General features: G+C 51.9%; 8 protein-coding genes. All 8 read right to left on the reverse strand.

Annotation, left to right across the window (positions count from 1 at the left end):
• Positions 1-35 precede the first annotated feature (35 nt).
• The 8 genes from NTU47_00300 to NTU47_00335 all read right to left on the reverse strand — a co-directional run bounded on the left by NTU47_00300 (position 36) and on the right by NTU47_00335 (position 19,033).
• A complete protein-coding gene (locus tag NTU47_00300; protein MCX6132222.1) occupies positions 36-1,760 on the reverse strand; it encodes a caspase family protein in 1,725 nt (574 codons plus the stop codon).
• Positions 1,761-1,788: 28 nt separating this feature from the next.
• The gene (locus tag NTU47_00305) at positions 1,789-3,132 is read right to left on the reverse strand and encodes a caspase family protein (protein MCX6132223.1); all 1,344 of its coding nucleotides are present in this window, start codon (positions 3,130-3,132) and stop codon (positions 1,789-1,791) included.
• 23 nt (positions 3,133-3,155) lie between these two features.
• Positions 3,156-3,671, reverse strand: coding sequence for a hypothetical protein (locus NTU47_00310; protein ID MCX6132224.1), 516 nt, complete (start codon positions 3,669-3,671; stop codon positions 3,156-3,158).
• 11 nt (positions 3,672-3,682) lie between these two features.
• On the reverse strand, positions 3,683-11,164 hold the full coding sequence (locus NTU47_00315; protein MCX6132225.1) for a DUF5050 domain-containing protein: 7,482 nt from the start codon (positions 11,162-11,164) through the stop codon (positions 3,683-3,685).
• Between the two features lie 204 nt (positions 11,165-11,368).
• A complete protein-coding gene (locus tag NTU47_00320) occupies positions 11,369-12,955 on the reverse strand; it encodes a hypothetical protein (GenBank protein MCX6132226.1) in 1,587 nt (528 codons plus the stop codon).
• Positions 12,956-13,179: 224 nt separating this feature from the next.
• Positions 13,180-13,749 (reverse strand): hypothetical protein, encoded by a 570-nt coding sequence (locus NTU47_00325; protein ID MCX6132227.1) that lies wholly within the window; start codon positions 13,747-13,749, stop codon positions 13,180-13,182.
• Positions 13,750-13,798: 49 nt separating this feature from the next.
• Positions 13,799-15,292 carry a hypothetical protein gene (locus tag NTU47_00330; GenBank protein MCX6132228.1) on the reverse strand — a complete coding sequence of 498 codons (1,494 nt, stop codon included), beginning with the start codon at positions 15,290-15,292 and terminating at the stop codon, positions 13,799-13,801.
• Between the two features lie 765 nt (positions 15,293-16,057).
• A complete protein-coding gene (locus NTU47_00335) occupies positions 16,058-19,033 on the reverse strand; it encodes a T9SS type A sorting domain-containing protein (protein MCX6132229.1) in 2,976 nt (991 codons plus the stop codon).
• Positions 19,034-19,162: the final 129 nt, after the last annotated feature.

The following is a 19,162-nucleotide window of genomic DNA, read 5'->3' on the forward strand; positions in this document are numbered from 1 at the left end:
TGGACTGCCTGGTAGCATTCAAGAACATCGTTGAATTACCGTATGACTATTCTAACCTCCAATGCCGGTCCTTGCGCTGCAGAGTAGAACATCGGACGCATTTGGATTTCACTCTGATCAGACAGGAGAACAAGCTGGCTCTGTTTCGCGTCGAAGAGCAATGCATCCAGGAGATTCAGAAGATAAAGTCCGGCGGTTGCACCAGCTGCGATCAGTCGCATCTTTTTTGCGTCTTCGACGACGGTGAATTGCCGCAACATCTCCCCGCGCTTCGTCGTCGCTTCATCCACCGAGGCAGCTGACGCGTATGCGGTGACAAGCGAATTGTATTTGCCAACCTGGTCCGTGTAATCAAGATGAGTGAGGACCACATAGGCACCTGCGCCAAGCGTACCGCCCAGGAACATGAACCCTTTGGCGATTGAGCCGTTAATGATTTGCCCCAAACCTGGGATCACGGCCGAACGGAGAGCCGGATATGGATTGAACTGGCCGAGGCGAACCTCGAGCTTGCTCTCCCGCCGGTTAACAATAACCACCTCACGCGATGCCCCGAGCGCTGGATCTGAAGTTCTCACCTCAAGTGCGTGAGATCCGGGCAAGGCATCGTGCCGCACGAGCGGCCCCAATCCGATTTTCTTTCCGTCGATGAGTACCTCGGCGTCCGAAGGAACCCCAACAACGGACACGTACCCCTTGGTGATATCCAATTTCATCTCAATCTGTGTATCTTTGCCTTGATCGACGTTCACCTCTTTTTGCCATTCGTCGAAGGATTCCTTGACTACCATGACATCATGCTTGCCGGGAGGGAGTTCGAATCGTTCCAGCGAGCCTGTTGATACGTGCTTTCCATCAATGAAAACCTTAGCATCCGGCGGACTCGGCAGGATTGTCATGGTACCAAGGTACTTCGGCGGTGCTTTTGCTACGAAGAGAAAATCACTACCGGGATCTGGAGATCCAAAATCTCCGTGGCGCGGTTCAGGTCTTACTTTGTCGAGAAATGGGAGAAGCTCGTTGAAGGTGAGAATTCCGTCGGAGCCGCCATAACTTCGAAATGCTTCAAGAAGGCGTCGTACGAAGGGCGATACATCCGGGACATACTCCTTGCCGCCGGAGGTGATATACTTGCGCGTTTTGAATTTCATCTTGCGGGCGATGAATTCCGGCTTCGCTATGTCACTGCTTTCTTCCCCCCTCTGGAGGTTTGCAGCGATAAGGGGATCAAACGTCCCACCGAAACACGCGTCGACGACGAGGAGGATGTGCCTGCAAGGGATGTTGTTGATGCTCGTTCGCAAGCTGGAATGGGAGATGTAACTCATCTTGGCATCATCCTTCAGCTTGGAATCCCTGGCGGCCAGATACCCGTCACCAGTGACATCGTCGAATTGTCCGTGTCCAGCGAAAAAAATGAACAGTTGATCCTGCTCTCCGTACTTCCTGAGGGCATAGTCCCGCAGCTTCAGCAGGATTTCCCGCTGCCTCACGTTTTCGAGAATCTCTGTTTGGAAGCCGTACTGGTCCCGCAGTTCTTCTGAAATGGTTCTTGCATCGCGGACTGGGTTTGCCAGAGTTTTCAACTCCTCATACGCATCAATTCCGATCAGCAGCGCATAGTCTTTCCCCGGTTTGACAGAAAGGCTGTCGATCTTTGAGGCATCAAGAGGGCGAAATCCGCGGTCCTGCGCAAGAAGAACCGGACCTAAAAGTATTAGGGCGAGCAGAACTGCGGTTCTCTGGTCATGAGGTTGCATGAAATTCCTCCTTTTCGATCAAAAGGAACTATTTCGACTTTTCAGTCGCGATTGACATCGGCAGATTGCGATCCCACGTGCCCTGGCTGTGCGAGGCGTGTTGCTGGCTCTGAGTGTCCCTCTTCACGTTACTCTCAACATAATCCACGAGTCGACCAAGCCGTATGAATGGATCCGTTGGATCGAAATCTATGTTCGCCTTTCCCTTCAGACCTTCGAGCAGATAGAAGGTAAAAACGCCATGCCCTCCACCCCAACGCGGCCCTTCCTGCGAAGTTTCGTTGGCTTCGCTCGCGCTGAACGTGAGTATACTGTTTCCTGATTTCGCGATATCTTCAAGAAACTTATTTACGGTTTCAGCGCTCGCAACATCTCGCATTGCAACATCAGCGCCTACCGCAGCGCTATGGCATGCATCGGCAAACACGATGATCCTTCCTGCCTTGATGTAGTCCCGGATCGATTCCTGTATTTCACTCATCCGTACCGCCGTCGCCCCCAGCCTCGAGATGTCCGTGTCATAGGCTAATAAATGAGCGATGGTCGGCTTCGCCGGGTCGACCATGCCATGGCCGGCGAAATAGATGATCGCAATGTCGTCATCAATGGTATTCCGCATGAAATCCTTGAAAGCTTCCACAATATTCACCCTGGTGGCTTCTTTATTGAGGAGTTTCCGGATATGGCCCTCGGGAACTCCTCTCCCGCCGGAGTCAATAGGCGTAATTAGGTACTGATAAAACGCTTCGGCGTCTCTGTCAGCATAGCGAAGGGGATTTATCTTTGGATTCTGATACTCGGAGACACCGATCACCGCCGCCCACACCTGACGGCCCTTGAATAGTTCGGTTTGAGGAACTTTCTTATCCACTTTCGCAACAGGTACTTCTCGCTTCAATTTGAATGAAAGAGTAGAGCTCTTGCGCCGGATGTCAGTGGCCTCGATGGAGACGGAGTTGGGACCAAACTCCAGCAGCACATCCGACGAAAATTCGTATCCATCCCCGGTCGGCCTCAGATCAGCTTCTTTGCCTTGGACCTTCACGACAGCAATGGCGTTAGCTCCACGCACGAGACCCCGGATTTTGATCTCGCCGCTGGTCACGACCAGTCCTTCTTCGGCTACAGATTTCATCCCCCTCTGCCCCATCCCAGCGGGCTCGAGAATCTCGATTGTAGGCCCTGATAGGTCGTCCACCTTCTTGCCTCCAACCAGGAGCGATCCCGACTGGCTTTCCCCAGATGCCACCTGCCCAAACGCGACACTACGAACGAATACAGACACGAGCATCAGTATCAGCACGAGCACTGTGAATCGGTCCCAAGACCGCGTGCAATCTGGTGATGTGTTGGATCGCCTTGCACTTACCATTGCGAAATCCTCCTCATTTGAAATTAGTAACCACTTGGTCGCCCGGAAGGCTGCGGAAATGCGCCCTCGTCAACCGACGGCTTGTGAATCAGGAGGTAAACCACCGCTCCTACCACCGCCACACCGCCGCCAACGTAATAGAGAAGATTGCTGCTTTGAGAAATCATTGTCGCTTCAATTCGGAAATAGTAATCATCGCCTTCCAATCCGTTCGGGTAATCACGGAGCATGTCCCAATGGACCTTGCGGCCGACTCCGCTGAATTTCCCTTCCCCAACGTCACCCGATAGCGACTTCGGAACATATTCAAACCCCGGGACCTGTCTCCGTTTGAGTGTCACCTTAATCAAGTACGCCTGATCCAATGAGCCAGCGAGATCATACGAAACGATGACGGTCTTGCCCGATAACTCGAACCGCACATTCTTTACCGCTATATCCTCGCCTGGAACAGGTGAAGATGCGGCCAGTGGCTCTGCCAGCAACAGAGCAGCAAGCAAGACACAGACGGACCTCAGCCGAAACATTCTCGTTTGCATATGTAATGTCCTCATTTCAATAAAACCATTCTTCTGACGATGCTTTGCCTTCCTTCAATGTTTAATCTGCAATAGTACACCCCGCTGGGAGCAATCGCCCCTTGATCATTCTTCCCATCCCACGTGATCCAGTGATTGCCGGCAGTCAACGTGCCTGTGCGGAGCGAACGGATTTTCTGGCCCAGGATGTTGTAGATCGCAAGATGGACCATCGATCTCTCCGGCAGGGAAAGTCTGAGACTGGTCGTTGGATTGAAAGGATTGGGGAAGTTGTTGCTTAGTTCATATTCCGTTGGCAGCGCCTGAACGATCCGAGCCAGAACGGCATCTGTCGATCCGACGAAAACGGAGAACTGCAATTCTCTCAACGGTGATACGAAACTGTAAACTGAGTCAAGACGGAGATTCGCTGAAATACAGTTTGCCGCATCGACCAGATAGACCTCATTCGACATCGGGACATCAGCAAGACCTCGGAATATCAGACGAGACGGTCTCAATGGTTCGGCGTTGACCTTGAAATCCCATTTCTCAATTCTGTTGATCACCGGACGAATATCAGATCCGAACGTAGAATAGAGCGCGTCCCAGTCCGGCCTGTCGAAGTAGAGACCGGAAGTCTGTGCCACAGCACGCGGTTTGCGCATGTCGAATGCATCCATCCCATTTGCCGCACCAACAGATACTCCAAATGAAGCCTCGGCCAATGACTGCTCCGAAGATCCTTCGGATGAAAGCGACATCGCTACTTTCCATCCGTCATACGTCGGGCCGATCGGTCCGGCGAGGTTCCCAAACAAAGCGGTGTACGGAATTTTGAGAACCGGGAGAGTCGTCCCCGGCGAGCCGTTGAAGTAGTAATACCCAACATATGGGTCGAAGTTTACAGATGGGCTGCCAAAGGAACCATTGAAAGCAAATATCGAGGCTGTCGTGTTGTTGGCACTTTGAATCCTCGACCACGGTATCGAGCTGTTGAATGGATTCGTTATGAGATTCCAACTGGGTTGAAGCGGAATTTCGAAATTGCCGGACGAATTGAGCGTGGGGAACGTAACCGATTGGTTGATGGTCAGACTACTCTTCGACACAACCCAGAACGCCTTCCCAGATCCAAACTGGAATTGATTGCCTGCGACATATTCAACCAGATAATTCGACGCATTTCCATTGTCCCAATATACCTGCCAGTCCTTTTTCTGAGTCCCGGAGAGAACAGAAGCGACCGGAATTGCCGTTGAGCCAGGCAGGCCGATAAGGTGATAATCCGAAGCCGTAAAATCGCCAGCACGGGATCTCGCTGGAAAGGAGATTGTGGTGCTGATGCTGACACTCGGAGCCGGTGCCGGGACGACGGAGAAACTGGAAGCTTGAGTATACGGACTCGACCCGCCAGTATTTGAGGCACTCACTCTCCAATAGTACGTACCACCGAACGAGAGCGGGCCTGCCTGCCTGGAGGTTGAAGTGATCGTCGAGTCATCGACAAGAGTCGGTGCGAATGCGGTGTTTTGTGACACCTGCAAGTGGTATGTCAAAGCTGTTGAAGGGGCACTCCACGTCAAGGTCACCGTTGTTGGCTGATTTGATGAACCGCTCCCGGGAGAAGATATCACGGGGGCAGCAGGCGGCAAGAAGAAAGTAGTGAAGCTCCGCTGCCCCGAGTATGGGCTCGTTCCCGCGGAATTCGATGCGTTGACGCGCCAGAAGTACTTTGCCCCGTTCGCAAGGCCTGTAACTGATCTTGAAGGTGAAGTCAATCCGCTCTGGTCAAGGATTAGAGTCGCGAAGTCCGACGTCGCAGACACCTGCAAACGGTATGAAACCGCGCCGCTGAGTGTGTTCCAGCTTAGCGTTGGGGATAGAGAAACGTTCAGCTCATTGTCTTGCGGCGAAATCAGCGCGGGTCCGACTGTGAGGATCGGGACCGTTGTAAAGCTTCTTGAGATGGACCAGGCACCCGCGCCCCCCGCGTTTACTCCGCCAACCCGCCAATAGTAGACTGTGTTGGCGGCAAGGCTTGGCGTTTGGTAGGAGGTGTTGACAATTGTTGAATCGTCGAGCAACAATGGACTGAATGACGAACTTACCGACAATTGAAGATGGTACGTTGCAGCTCGCGGAGCTTGCGACCAGCCAAGCGTGAGCGATATCGGCTGCTCCGTCACTCCGCCCGCAGGCGACGTGAGTGACACGACGTCAGGGACCTGGATGATCGTCGTGAAACTCCTCGCAGCCTGGTAGGGACTGCTCCCGCCATCATTTAGAGCGCATACGCGCCAGTAATACGTCGTGCTGTTGGCCAGCGGTCCCACCCCCTTTGATGTGGCTGTAATTGTGGAATCATCGATCAGGAGAGATCCGAACGTCTGTGAAGTCGACACCTGCACATGATATTTAGTCGCGCCGGCCGACGCGTTCCAGTTTAGTGTGGGATTGATGGAGATTCCTGATCCGACGTCGGCAGGAGCAAGCAGCGTCGGCGCCTGTGGAGGCGGCACCACTGTCGTGAAACTCCAGATACCCGAATAGGAGCTTGATCCGCCCGCATTCGATGCACTCACCCGCCAGTAGTGTGTAGTGCTGTTCCCTAACGGTCCGACCCCTTTTGAGGTGGTTGTGACAGCCGAATCGTCAAGAACAGTAGTTCCGAACGTCGGCGAAATCGACAGCTGCACATGGTATCTTGTCGCACCCGCCGATGCATTCCAAGTTAGAGTCGGATTGACCGAGATTCTCGTACCAACATCGCTGGGAGAAGACAACACAGGTGCTAAGGGGGGAGCAGGGATGGTCATGAAATTCCAGACCGTAGAGTTCGCGCCCCAGCCTCCGGCGTTTGAGGCACTGACTCGCCAGTAGTAGGTTGCCCCATTTGTCAGTGGTCCGATTTGACGCGAGGTTCCAGTCAATGTCGAATCATCGACCACAGTGGATGCGAAATTGGAAGAAAAGGACACCTGGACCCTATATGCAGTCGCACTTGCTGCAGCCCCCCAGCTCAATGTCGGCGTCAATGCTACATCTGAGGATCCTGTGGCAGGCGATGCGAGCGATGGCGTAGGAGGCGGAGCCACATTTGTCGTGAAACTTCGGTTTGCGGACCATGGCCCGGTTCCCCCTGCATTTGTCGCGTTCACGCGCCAATAGTAATTTGTACTGTATCCCAGGCCACTGGCACTGTAAACAGTCGTTGTAAGGCCTGCCTGATCAACCAGGGTCGTGGCGAACGACGAACTCGTCGAAACTTGAACTCTATAGGTTTCCGCGGAAGAAACCGCATACCAGGTCAGGGTTGGGGATGCCGAGACTTTCTGAGCGCCATCAAGAGGCGTGTTTAGTAATGGAGCCGGTGGTGAGAGAGGAATAGTAACGAAGCTTCGCGTACTGGAAAATGGGCCTGGTCCCCCCGCATTGGCAGCCCGGACTCTCCAGTAGTAAGTCAATCCATTGGACAACCCTGTCACGGTGAACGAGGGTGTCGCCAGAAATGACTGATCTACAACCAACGTTGAAAAAGAAGAAGTGGAAGAGACCTGAAGCTGATATGAAGTGGCACCATTGACCGAGAGCCAACTAAAGGATGGATTTGTCGACTGGCCTTGCGCTCCATCTGCCGGAGAGGAAAGAACCACGGCCGGCAAGGGAATATTCGCCGTGGAGAAACTCGATGGCAACGACCACGAGCTTGTACCGCCAGCATTGGTTGCACATACTTGCCAATAGTAAGTCGTAGCGTACGCAAGCCCGGAGATATCGTAGGAAGTTGCAGTGAGGCCTGACACATCAGTCAATATTGTAGAGAAGAACTGGCTAGTCGAAACCTGCAGACGATATGTCGACGCACCACTTGCTGCTCCCCAAACCAAGGAAAGGGCTATGGCCTGATTAGACACACCGTTGATAGGCGAAGTGAGTACTGGAGTTGGCGGCGGCGCTATTATTGTAGTGAAACTCCTCAATGCAGACCATGCGCCGCTTCCTCCCGCGTTTGATGAATTGACGCGCCAATAGTACAACGTGCTGTTCGAAAGTCCGCTGACTGAATACGACGTCGCTGTAAGACCTGCCTGATCCACAACGAGGGGGGAAAAACTTGAGCTGGTGGAGACCTGCAGCCGGTAGGTGGTCGCCCCGGCCGCGGATGACCAACTGAGAGTTGGGTTCACAGATGTGCCCGTGGAGCCGTCAGCCGGTGATAGCAGCGTTAGAATCGGTGGTGCGACAATCGTCGTAAAACTCCAGGGACCCGACCAAATGCTTGTACCTCCTGCATTCGAGGCGTTGACTCTCCAGTAGTATAGAGTGCTGTTCGCAAGACCAATGGGTGTGTAGGAAGGTGACGAGAGTCCCGTCTGATCAACTACCGGACTGGCAAAGCTTGCACTCGTCGCAATCTGCAGGCGGTACGTAACCGCTCCAGCGGACGCCACCCAACCGAGAGTTGTGTTTGTAAGAACATTGAGGGCACCTTCGACGGGTGTTGGTCCGACCGGGATTGGGGGAATGATGGGAATCGTGGTGAAGGTCCATACTTTCGACCAAGAACTCGTTCCCATGCTGTTAGTCGCATTCACCTGCCAATAATAAGTCGTACCATTCACAAGCCCGCTGGCATTAAACGAGGTCCCAGCAATCCCGCTTTGATCGAACAATAGGTTGGCGAAACTGGCACTCGTTGAAACCTGGATGTGGTATGAGGTCGCACCACTGGAAGCATTCCAGCTGAGGGTTGGCGTAATGGAGACCCCCGTAGATAGGTCTGCCGGCGTGGGAGTAGTTGGAGGCGACACAATTACTCCCGTCGAGAATGTCCAGACGCTTGAATACGAACTGGTTCCAGCGACGTTCGTAGCGCTCACCCGCCAGTAATAAGTCGTTCCCATGGAAAGGCCGCTGGCAGAATAGGAATTCGTCGTCAGTCCGTTTTGATCAATAATGAAAGTGGAGAAACTCGCTGTAGTCGAAACCTGCAATCGATACGACGTGGCGCCCGTAGAACCCCCCCAACTTAACGTCGGACTTGTAGATTGATTCGGTGCAAGATCTACTGGCGATGGCGTGGTAGGAGGAGGAGGAATGGATGGAATGGTCGTAAAGCTCCATGCGTTACTCCAAGCGCTCGTACCCGCGGAGTTGCTCGCATTGACCCGCCAATAGTACTGCGCGATGTTGGAAAGACCGGATACTCCGTACGATGTTCCAGTGATGCCGCTTTGATCAAGCACCATCGTTGAAAAGGCCGAGTTTAGGGACACCTGCAAACGATACGACGTGGCACCGGCAGAAACTCCCCAACTAAGGGTCGGACTTGCAGATTGATTCGTTGCACCATCTCCGGGCGATGGGGTGGTGGGCACAGGAGGAATCGCAGGTATGATCGTGAAACTCCAGGTGGAGCTCCAAGAACTCGTACCAGCGGTATTGGTTGCGTTGACTCGCCAGTAGTACAATGTGTTGTTGGAAAGTCCGGTGACTGGATATGTTGCAGCAGTGATACCGCTCTGATCGAAGGCGAGTGAGGAGAATGTGGAGTTTGTCGAAACCTGGAGACGATATGACACCGCTCCACTTGAAGCACTCCAGCTCAGCGTTGGACTCACTGACACACCCGTCGCACCATCGACAGGCGACCCGGGCAATGCTGGAGGCGAAGGAATCGAGACAGTGACGATGGTTGTGAAACTCGATGTAGAGCTCCATGCGCTTGTGCCTGCTGCGTTGGTTGCGTTGACCCGCCAGTAATATTGTGTACCACCTGAAAGCCCTGTCACTGAGTACGACGTCGCTGTGATACCGCTTTGATCCAAGACAGTTGAAGAAAAGCTGGAATTGGTAGAAACCTGCAACTCATATGATGTCGCCCCGCTCGAAGCCCCCCAGCTCAGGATCGGGCTGGTGGACACACCCGTAGCGCTGTTCACTGGCGAGGCGAGCGTAGGCACGGCAGGAGAAGTTCCGAGGAATGTCGACCATTGCGGGACATATATTGTTGTCGTAGGAACGTTGTTTGTCAGGCGCGTTTGACTCGAACCATCCGGGTTCATTGTGTACAGGGAATATATATCCGTGTGATCCCGATCGGACAGAAACGCGATCTTCGTTCCATCAGGAGACCAAGTAGTGTGATCGTTAGCGCTCCCCAGAGTCGTCAACTGTGTTTGCCCGGATCCATCAGCATTCACGATATATACCTGATGATTACCGGTCGCCCCACGACTAAATGATATCCGCGTGCCATTGGGCGACCAAGCGATCGGACTCCAATCTGGCACCGTGTTATTCGTCAGACGTGTTTGGCCGGTACCATCGGCGTTCATGACGTAGATCTCACCGTTACCGTCGCGGTCTGTCCAGAACGCGATTTTTGAGCCGTTGGGGGACCATGAAGCAGCACCGTCGGATGCCGTATTATTCGTCAACCGAGTCTGACCTGTGCCGTCAATATTCATGACATAGATTTCGTTGTTGCCGTCTCGGTCTGAAGTGAAGGCGATCTTTGTTCCGTCCGGTGACCAAGCTGGGCTAGAATCGCTGGCCGCATTGTTCGTAATGCGCGTTTGATTTGTGCCGTCAGCATTCATGATGTAGATTTCGTTGTTCCCGTCACGATTCGAATAGAACACGATCTTTGATCCGTCGGGTGACCAGTGAGGGTCACTTTCCTGCGCAGAGTTGCTGGTTAATCGTATCCAATTGCTTCCGTCGGAGTTTGATTTGTAGATCTGATACCGATTTGCTCCGTCGAAAGCGTTCGAGCTGAAGACGAATTTTGTGTTCGCCAGCGACCCCGAAGCCCAGCCTCCCTCGTGATAAAGGGAGTCGACCTCGTTGATCGCCAAGGACCTGTTGTAGATCCTGATGTCATCCATGTCTCCCACAAAGGAGGAGCCGCCGGGGGAATTCTCGTTTCCAATGCGAAGGCTTAAACTTGTGTTGTTGATAACAATTGCTGCAGTACCCTGAGCATCGAGCGATCCATTCACGTAGAACGACCAACTGTTGTCGGACTTCTTGAACAAAAAGACAACATGTTGCCAACTGCTTACCGCGAACTTCGCGCCCCCGTTCAGAAAATTGAATACACCGCTGCTGATCCAATTGGCCAGATTGGGTGTGCGGGTCGAATTTACTCTCAAAGCCCACGTCCCGACATCTCGACTTGCCTGGTGCTTTGACAGCAGTATGGGAGTATAGCTGAAATCCGATCCTCTGAACCACACCGAAATAGTGAAGTCGTTTTGCAGATCAAGAAGACTGTTATCAGCGATCTCAATTATCGAACTGGTCGTTCCAAGGTTGGTGGCTTTGTTTGCCGCTCCAAATCTATCGCTTGTCCAGCTCACACCGGTGCTCGCCGTACCGTTGAGACTATTTCCGCTCGCGTCATTCGCGTTTCCGTTGAATGGGTAGTATGCTACAAGGCCATTCGTTGGCACTTGCGCGTACAGCACAGTTGCACTCACCACAATCGTCGAAAACAACCTCACCATTCTCATTCGATTCCTAGTAGGCTGGGCCACGACTAGAACTCCTCTCGGATTGGAGCAGAACGTTTGATTTCAAAATCTGACCATGCTGCCACAGAACGTCTAATCTGACACTTAGGATGTTCACTCAGGAGCCATTTGCCACACCCTGCACGAAAATGGGCTCTCGTTCTCTTGAGGGATCGCTGATCCTGCGCACCGCCTCATTCACTTTTCCACCGTCGTCAGTACCAGTCGGGTTTCGGCTCGCATGGTTCCCTGCTTCGTCATCTTCATTCCTCGCTGTGTTGAGAGGAACTTTCCAAGATCTTCTTTCAGCACGTCGTAGTCTCCCCATTTTTCAGTAACGAGAGACTCGAATGGTTCTGAACTAGCAAACACCTGCATTTGTTCCACTCCATACGGCGCATCGCAGGTAAACATCCAGCGGGGAGAAGTATAAACCATGTTTACTTTTGACTGGTCAATCACATGGTCCTTTTCAAGAACGACGCGCATGCCATTTGCAAGGTGATACATGAACCGGATGTGGCAAGGGACGTTGACACGCACATATACCGTCATGGTATCTTCACGCGTGAACACCAGGTCCTCCGTCCCCTTATTCGTCCACAACTCGAGCATCAACCCACCGCCAACTACTTCGTCTTTTCCAAACTGCTTCTGATCGATCAAAGCCGCCTGGAAATTCTGAGGTTCGAGACTTAAGCCACTGCTTGACAGAACCTGCTCGTCGACGGTCATCTCCGCACTCGCCACGATCTTTCCATCTGAAGTCTTCTGAAGCAGCGCAATAACCTTCACCTTCCCTTGCTGCTTCCAGTAGGATCCTTTGAGCATGTGTTCGGCACCTGCAGCTTCTGCGATACTTCGGGAGATATTGAATTCCCTGGAGTTGTTCGACTCAATCGGTTGCACGGGGTTCCACTTCGCCACTTCGATCAGTTTCCCTTCGAGAACCTGCTTGAAATACCTGGCAAATGGGCTCCCTATCTTCGTGTCCTGGAAAGTAAAGGGGCTAACCAGTACGCTCGTATTCCCGAGGGCACATTGCTCCTTCAAACAATAGGCGAGATTCCACGCAAGATCCTCGATGCTGGAGACAGGCTTCTGAAGCAAACGCTGGACCGCCTCCCGAACCTCCGACAGCGCGATCTCCTCCTTCGCCACCCGACCCGCAAGCTCCCTGGATGCATCACTTGTTGCTGCCCGCGCCACCAGCAAGATAGCTTGCGCTTCCTCCAGTGCCCGGAACAGAGAATGGCACGCCAGGTATTCATCCAGCGCTTTCGTCTTCAATCCGCTCCCCTCAATCAGCTTGCCTGATTCGAGGTGCTGCCTGATCTCTTTCTTGAGCGCAGCCTCTTTTTCATCATACATCTTGACCAAGTGACCCCGTGGCACGATGGCGAGTGCATATGACATCTCCTCATCATCATCGTAAAATGTCTGGAAATCGACCCCCTGTATTTCAAGCGTCGACATGGACTGAGTGGCGTTGGTGAAATAGGATGTGATTGTCGAGTTTTGCTCCACGACGGCGGACCCGACCTCGCTCTGGATACGAACCTTTATTCTCTGTGCCAGATACCCCCGGGCGACTTCAATTGCCCGCTGTTGACTTTTCGCTTTGTCGAACTCCTTGTTCACCTTACACATCCCAAACCCTGTAAGATAAACCTGATCGGGGAATTTCACGCTTGTTCCGCCGTTCTTGACCCACTCCGGCGTTTGCGCCAGAAGGAGCGCACATGGCAACGTGAAAAGAAGAGACACAATTATGAATCGTTTCATCGAGTGTTTCCTTCTTCTGGGACGCAAAAAAGCACGGGGATCGCTTTGTTCGCTTCTTCACGGCCTCAAGCGAGGACAGCGCCGATGCCAAGAGTCAAAGGCGTCTCTTCGTGTCAGCTTTCTTGCCGTCGTGTGAAGCATTCGGCAGTGGAAATGCAATGTGAGGTTTTGCCGAGCTTACAGGGCTACAGCGAGAGTCTCACGCCACTTTGACCGAGGAAACACTACTGCTTTTTCTTCGCCTCCTCGTACTCCTTCACTTCCTTGTCGAGATCCTCAAACGTCTTGGCAGCCCGGAACCGCGTGAACATCTGCTCGTTGGTCTTGATCTGCTGCATCAATGCCTCGCTCGCCGCACCCACCGGATATTCCACCATCACATAGGCTCTCCAATTGCTTCCGTCCTTCACGATCTTCTTCTTGCTTTCCTTGCTACCCGACAAACTATTGGAGACCACATTCTTACTTGCCTGCGTGAACATGTCAAGAAGCTGGGCGTTGTTTGCAGTTCCCGTCTCTTCGGTGAAACGCTTCTGCAATCCCGATATCTTTGTCTCGACCATTCGACCGAGTTCAGTTCTCGCTGCATTCGTGGACTTGTCAACGGCAAGCTGCATATCTCCCGAGACCTGTGAACTGGTCGCGAAAAACACACTGGGATCTTGTGGTACATTGATATACCATTCAGGAATATCCCCGGCGCCAGTGCCTCCAATTGTCTGCGAGCCGGAACTGCAACCGATCAGCGTCAGAACAATGATGCCGAACAATGCGATCGAAATGAGAGTGCGCATACAGCCTCCATAGTTGTTGAATGGGATATGTGTGAATTCTTGTTCCTGATTAGTTTTCAATTGCGTGGCTTACGATCGGAATTACATTGGGATTCACGGACTTGAATTGCGGCATACATGCGCCAGCATCGGCATTGATGTAAGTCGGGTCGCATATGACATACCTCTTGCTTTGATACTCGATTGCATCACCGCTGACCTTCGTGCTGAAGAGAACCGCTGTGGCAATGTGTCCGGGGTAATCCAGGCCCACGACCCCGAGACCTAGCAATTGTCGCACAAGATATGCGAACAGAATTGAGCGGTCTTCACAATCTGAGTAGGGATAAAAGAGTGTTTCATCCGGAAAGAGTGGTTTCTCCTTTCCGAATTGCTCCGGATCCGTCTTGTATTCGAAAGCGGTCTGCACAAACCGAAGCAACATGTTCACAGCAACGAGTTCCGTCTTACCTTGCAGTGCGACTTTCAACTGAGGCAAAAGTGATTGGATTGCCTCAGCAGAGGCAGGCGCATCGAAGTACTGCTTCATATCGCTGAGCGGATAGTCAGTGAAGAAATCCACAGCATCTCTGCTCATTCTGATAGTGAATTCACGCACCTCCCCCTCGAACGTGAATTGGAGCTTCCTCGTGGCCGCCTCACGCTTCAGCTTTGGCAACTCCTTGACAGTGAAGTCTATGTTCTTGTCCGCCCCGGGATATTTCCCTTCATATGTATAGAGCGGACCATCAAATGACTTTGTAGCAGCGTCAAGCGAGGGACCGTAGAACCTTCGTTGGTCGTTGGCAAAGCAGAGATACGAGACGAAGTAGAGCCTGGTGTCGGACGGCAACAAGAGGTAGAGCTGGTTGTTGTTGTACCCCACTTTTGAATCATATCCGGACTTGGCGAGCATGAACCATGTAAACAGTATCTGTTCATTTCGAGATGTGGAGTAGATCTTCTGGCTTACTTTGTACAGAAACTGGACATATCCCCAGTCATTCAGACACATTTCACTGCGATCATGCTGGACTTGCGCTAGTAGGTTTTCGTAGCTGGATCTACTCAACGCGGCCCAAAACTCGCTGATCACATCTTTGTTGACATTCGCTCCGAGTCTTGGCAGAGCCGCATCATCAAGCTGAAGCGACACCTTCGTATTAAAAAAGGGAACATCTCGGGATGATCGTTTCTCTGCCTTGCTGACGGACGGGACAGGTGCCGACTTTGGCTGCGGCTCGGGTTTCTCTTTCGCTGGCGGGACACCTTTGAATTGAACTGGAATCGAGGTTGTATCTTTTGGCGGTAGCGACGGCGGCCGATACACCGGCAACCTTACTGGTTTCGGCGTCTCATCCGGAACGAGCCCGTTGAACGATTGCATTTGCTTCCACTCGCGTTTCAGGAAGTCGGTGAATTCCTTGTCACGCTCGTCCTTGAATTGTTGGTACCTCTCTTGCTCTTTCTGAAGCCACTTTTGGTAATCAGGCTCTTGGGCTTGAACATACATGATGCCTATGGCCACAAATAGAAACAGAAGCAAGACTCTCCGTTGACGCATGGTTGTGCTCCGGGAACGCGCGCATCGCTGAAAATCTTCAGCACTCCCCTCTGCGACTTCTCTCTTCTCTCCCTTTGTACAAGAATTTAGCCCCAAGCGCGACCCACATTCCCTGTGAGGACTGAGCACTCGGGGCTATTAAAGCCTCCTGCGCAGGGAGACTACACCAATGATCGGCGTAAACGGGAATGTGGGTTGACCAGGATACTGGCCAGGCGCTTGCTCTCGTCACACTTGCAGGCCGGTGCTAATTAACGCGGATCTCACTGATTTGAATTTGCCTGCGAGTCTCGGACGATAGGCGGTTGAGGAACAACAACGGTCAATGTTTGAAGAGATTGTATGAAAGTCAATTCGCTCAATTACGTACAAAATGCGTGTACGTAATAATACGTACACGAAATATCCGTAAAACACCGGGAAAATGCGGAATCATGTAGCATCCGCGATCCGTCGGGAATAGATTCTCACTGTTGAGAATGGTCCATCACCTCTCAGCGGTACACCGTCGCGTCATGAGGAAGACTGGCGTAGAGTCGTTGTTTCTTGGCAGCCCTCGAGAAACAATCGCTGTTCCTGACCAGAGTCCTGTGTTGGTGCCAATGCTAAGTTAGTCAATTTGCTCAGCAAATTCCGACTGGGCCAAAGCAACGTTCGGAACTTAGTAGCGGGGGAGTATGAACCTGCAACTGTTCATGAAGAGCACTTCGCGACACATTCAGGGAGGCTGGCCCCCTCGCCTCAAATCATGAACTCTCTCAACATTCAGCGGATTAGGATCATCTTTTTCGTCTCCACAAATTCACCTGCCTGCAACCGACAGAAATACACGCCACTTGCCAGGTTGCCGGCTTCCCATTGTGATTCGTAGACTCCCGGGGGGTTTTCACCGTTAACAAGAACCGCAACCTCTCGGCCGAGAGCATCAAGGATGCTCAACCGAATCTTCGTGGTTTTCGGAATCGAGAACGCGATCCTCGTAGATGGATTGAATGGGTTGGGATAGTTTTGTTCAAGGTGGAATCCAATAGGGATTTGAGTCGCCTCCTTTGCTGAAACGATAACCGAATTTGAAGAAGACTGAACAGCGACGGTGTTCCCACTCGCATCATTTGCCGCAATGTTGCGGGTTGTGAACACAAACCAAGGGCTACTTGAGTTGTTCACAACCTGGAATTTTATCTTCGTCACTTCGCCGAATCCAGTGACTTCACTGCTCCCGCTCTTTCTTGTCAGACCGATAGCAACCGAGCCATTGTTATTGTCGATCTGTGGAAAGAAGATCACGTCGTTTCCAAGTAAGGATCCTGGAGTTACCTCCATTGCCTGAATTGAGGTTCTTGAGCTCGCATAGTCGAGCACAAAGGAGATTCCGAACAAGCCAGAAGCAGGATGTACTGAGTCTCCCAGTATAACGTTGATCTCAAATGTTTTAGTGGAGGGCACAGAGGCCGGACCAGAAACTCGCAGGATCGGAATCTCAAACGCGCTTGCCCTTGCCACTATTTGAGGATGAACCATCAATGGCTCAGTGCTGTAGAAGCTATGAACCTTGCCCCAATTGAGACCTATGGGCAATATATCACTTTGGTTGACAATGCCGTCCCCGTTAGCGTCGGCGTATGTTGCGGCTGCTGGCGTCCACGGTACAGTAGGCTGCAAACTCCATTGTATGGATGCACTAGGCCGCGTTGGACCAGTCTTCCCCCAAAACAATCCAAGCGGCAATACGTCGTTTTGGTTTGCCAGCCCATTGTTGTCCGTATCACCTGGCCAAACATTAAGGTTCGGAATCACAGTCATTGTATCAGGAATAGTAGTGCACGAAATCGAGGTTCCGTTCGGATCATTGGCAGATATGGTCGAAAAACTGAATACACATTTCCCGTTGTCTGGTGCGCTCGTCAAGACACGGAACTTCAATCTAACCACCGTTCCTCCACCAGTTATACCAGGCAGAGGCGCTTTTCGGGAAAGGCCAACACTCACCTTTCCATTGGGATCATCAAATGTTAAGATATACACCAGATTGGGCCCCAGGAAACAGCCGGCTGTGTCAGCGGACACGAAATCGATATATGAGGTGTTTGAGTAGTTAAGGTCGAATCCGAGACCAAACATGTTGGCGAAGCGCAGTGAATCTGCTATTTTGATTTCGACAATGCATTCGCCCCCCTTTGCCACATTCTTGGGACTAACAATTGCCACCAGAGCGGGCGGCGGAGGGACCACAACCATAGCGGATGCTGAATAACTTTTTGCTCCTTCAAACCCCGACAGATCAACAGAGGCAACCCGATAGTAATATTTGACTCCAAATACTACGCTTGAATTCAGATAGCCCGTAGAACTCGTCGAATCGATTAAGCTTACAGTCGACGAATCAATCCCACGGTAGATCCTGTACCGCAACAACCCAACAGCGCCCCCGCCATTTTGCCAACTAAGATTTATAGATGATCCATTGGAACTCGCATTGAGATTCGATGGTGGCAGCTGAAGATTGAACTCTTGTGGGGACCTTGCCTTGCTAGAAATCTGCACTTCATCGATAATCCCTGTAAAACATAACGACAAACCCTTATCCCGCGCGATGAAGAAACTGTCGGTCGCAATCATCGGAGTTGAGAAGGTAAAAGCCTTGTCCAGAACTCCGTTTACAAAAAGACTGAGTGTCGACGAGCCACCGCATACAGCGGCCAGATGTGTCCATTCATTTGTCTTAATAAAAGTGTTTCCAACGTAATCAGCCAACCCCATGCTTGAGAAATGGAGCTTGTCAGAAGTGATAAACATTCCCCATCCATTTACACTACCTGTTCCTTTTACCATAAGAGGTTGGAAATTAGATGTTGCGCTAGGTCGCCTGACCCACACTTCCACGGTGAAGTCCCTCTGAAGGCGCAATGAGGCATTATCAGCGACGCGAATGTAATCGGACAGGCCATTGTATTGTCTGGCTTGTCCGAATCTACCACTAGAGATCGTAGTCCCAACGGCGATACCGGAATTGCCCAATCCGCTGCCGTCTGACACAGTTTGGCCCGTCGCTTCATCAAAGTGTAGCAATAGCGTGGAGTTCGCGTCTGCTACTACCTCTCCCAGAATATTTAGCGGAGCAGTCGATGTGATGAATTGAGTATGCCCGTAACTCGTACCATTATTGCCATTTGGCGAGCTGTCGTTCACATTGTTGTCGAATTTCCAATATCCAACTAGACCTGTCTCGCTGCTCCCGACAGTACGATTCATATTCGCTTGAATTTGTGACGCCGTCCTCGCGACATTCCACACTCTTAGTTCTTCAACGACCCCATTAAGGAAAGAGGAATGCTGAGAATAGTTACTCCATGTGTATCCACCAATCGTGATGTTTTCTTGATAAGACGATGTGCACACATTCCCCGAAGTACTATAACTAGTGTCTAGCACGCCATTGACGAAAATCGACTCCGTTGTCCCATCGTAGGAGAAGGCAATGTGGCACCACTGACCGAGTGGCACCTTGCGGTTACCTATGAATGATCCATTTGCTTGGTGGTTCACAAGAGTCATCGTCACACCGACTCGACCAGAATCAAGAACCGCAAGCGCGAATTCGTTCTCGTTCCCGGACGTGATAACATTCCCCAAATAGGCATTCACCTTCACCCACGACTCGATCGTGATTTTATTGGTGAACGAGGTCAGCGTGGAGGATGATGGAAGAATTACGTACGCGCTGCTCCCATCAAGATTCAATGCCTGTCCGCCTCCCGATTGTGCGTTGACTCTGCAGGTTGAGAGAATGATGGTCATTCCAATTGCTATTCTGGCGAGTGTCATGTTCAATTCCTCTCGTGGTGTGAATCGAAGCTTCACGTCATACAG

The organism is Ignavibacteriales bacterium, from assembly GCA_026390595.1.
Taxonomy (GTDB): Bacteria; Bacteroidota; Ignavibacteria; order UBA10030; family UBA10030; genus UBA9647.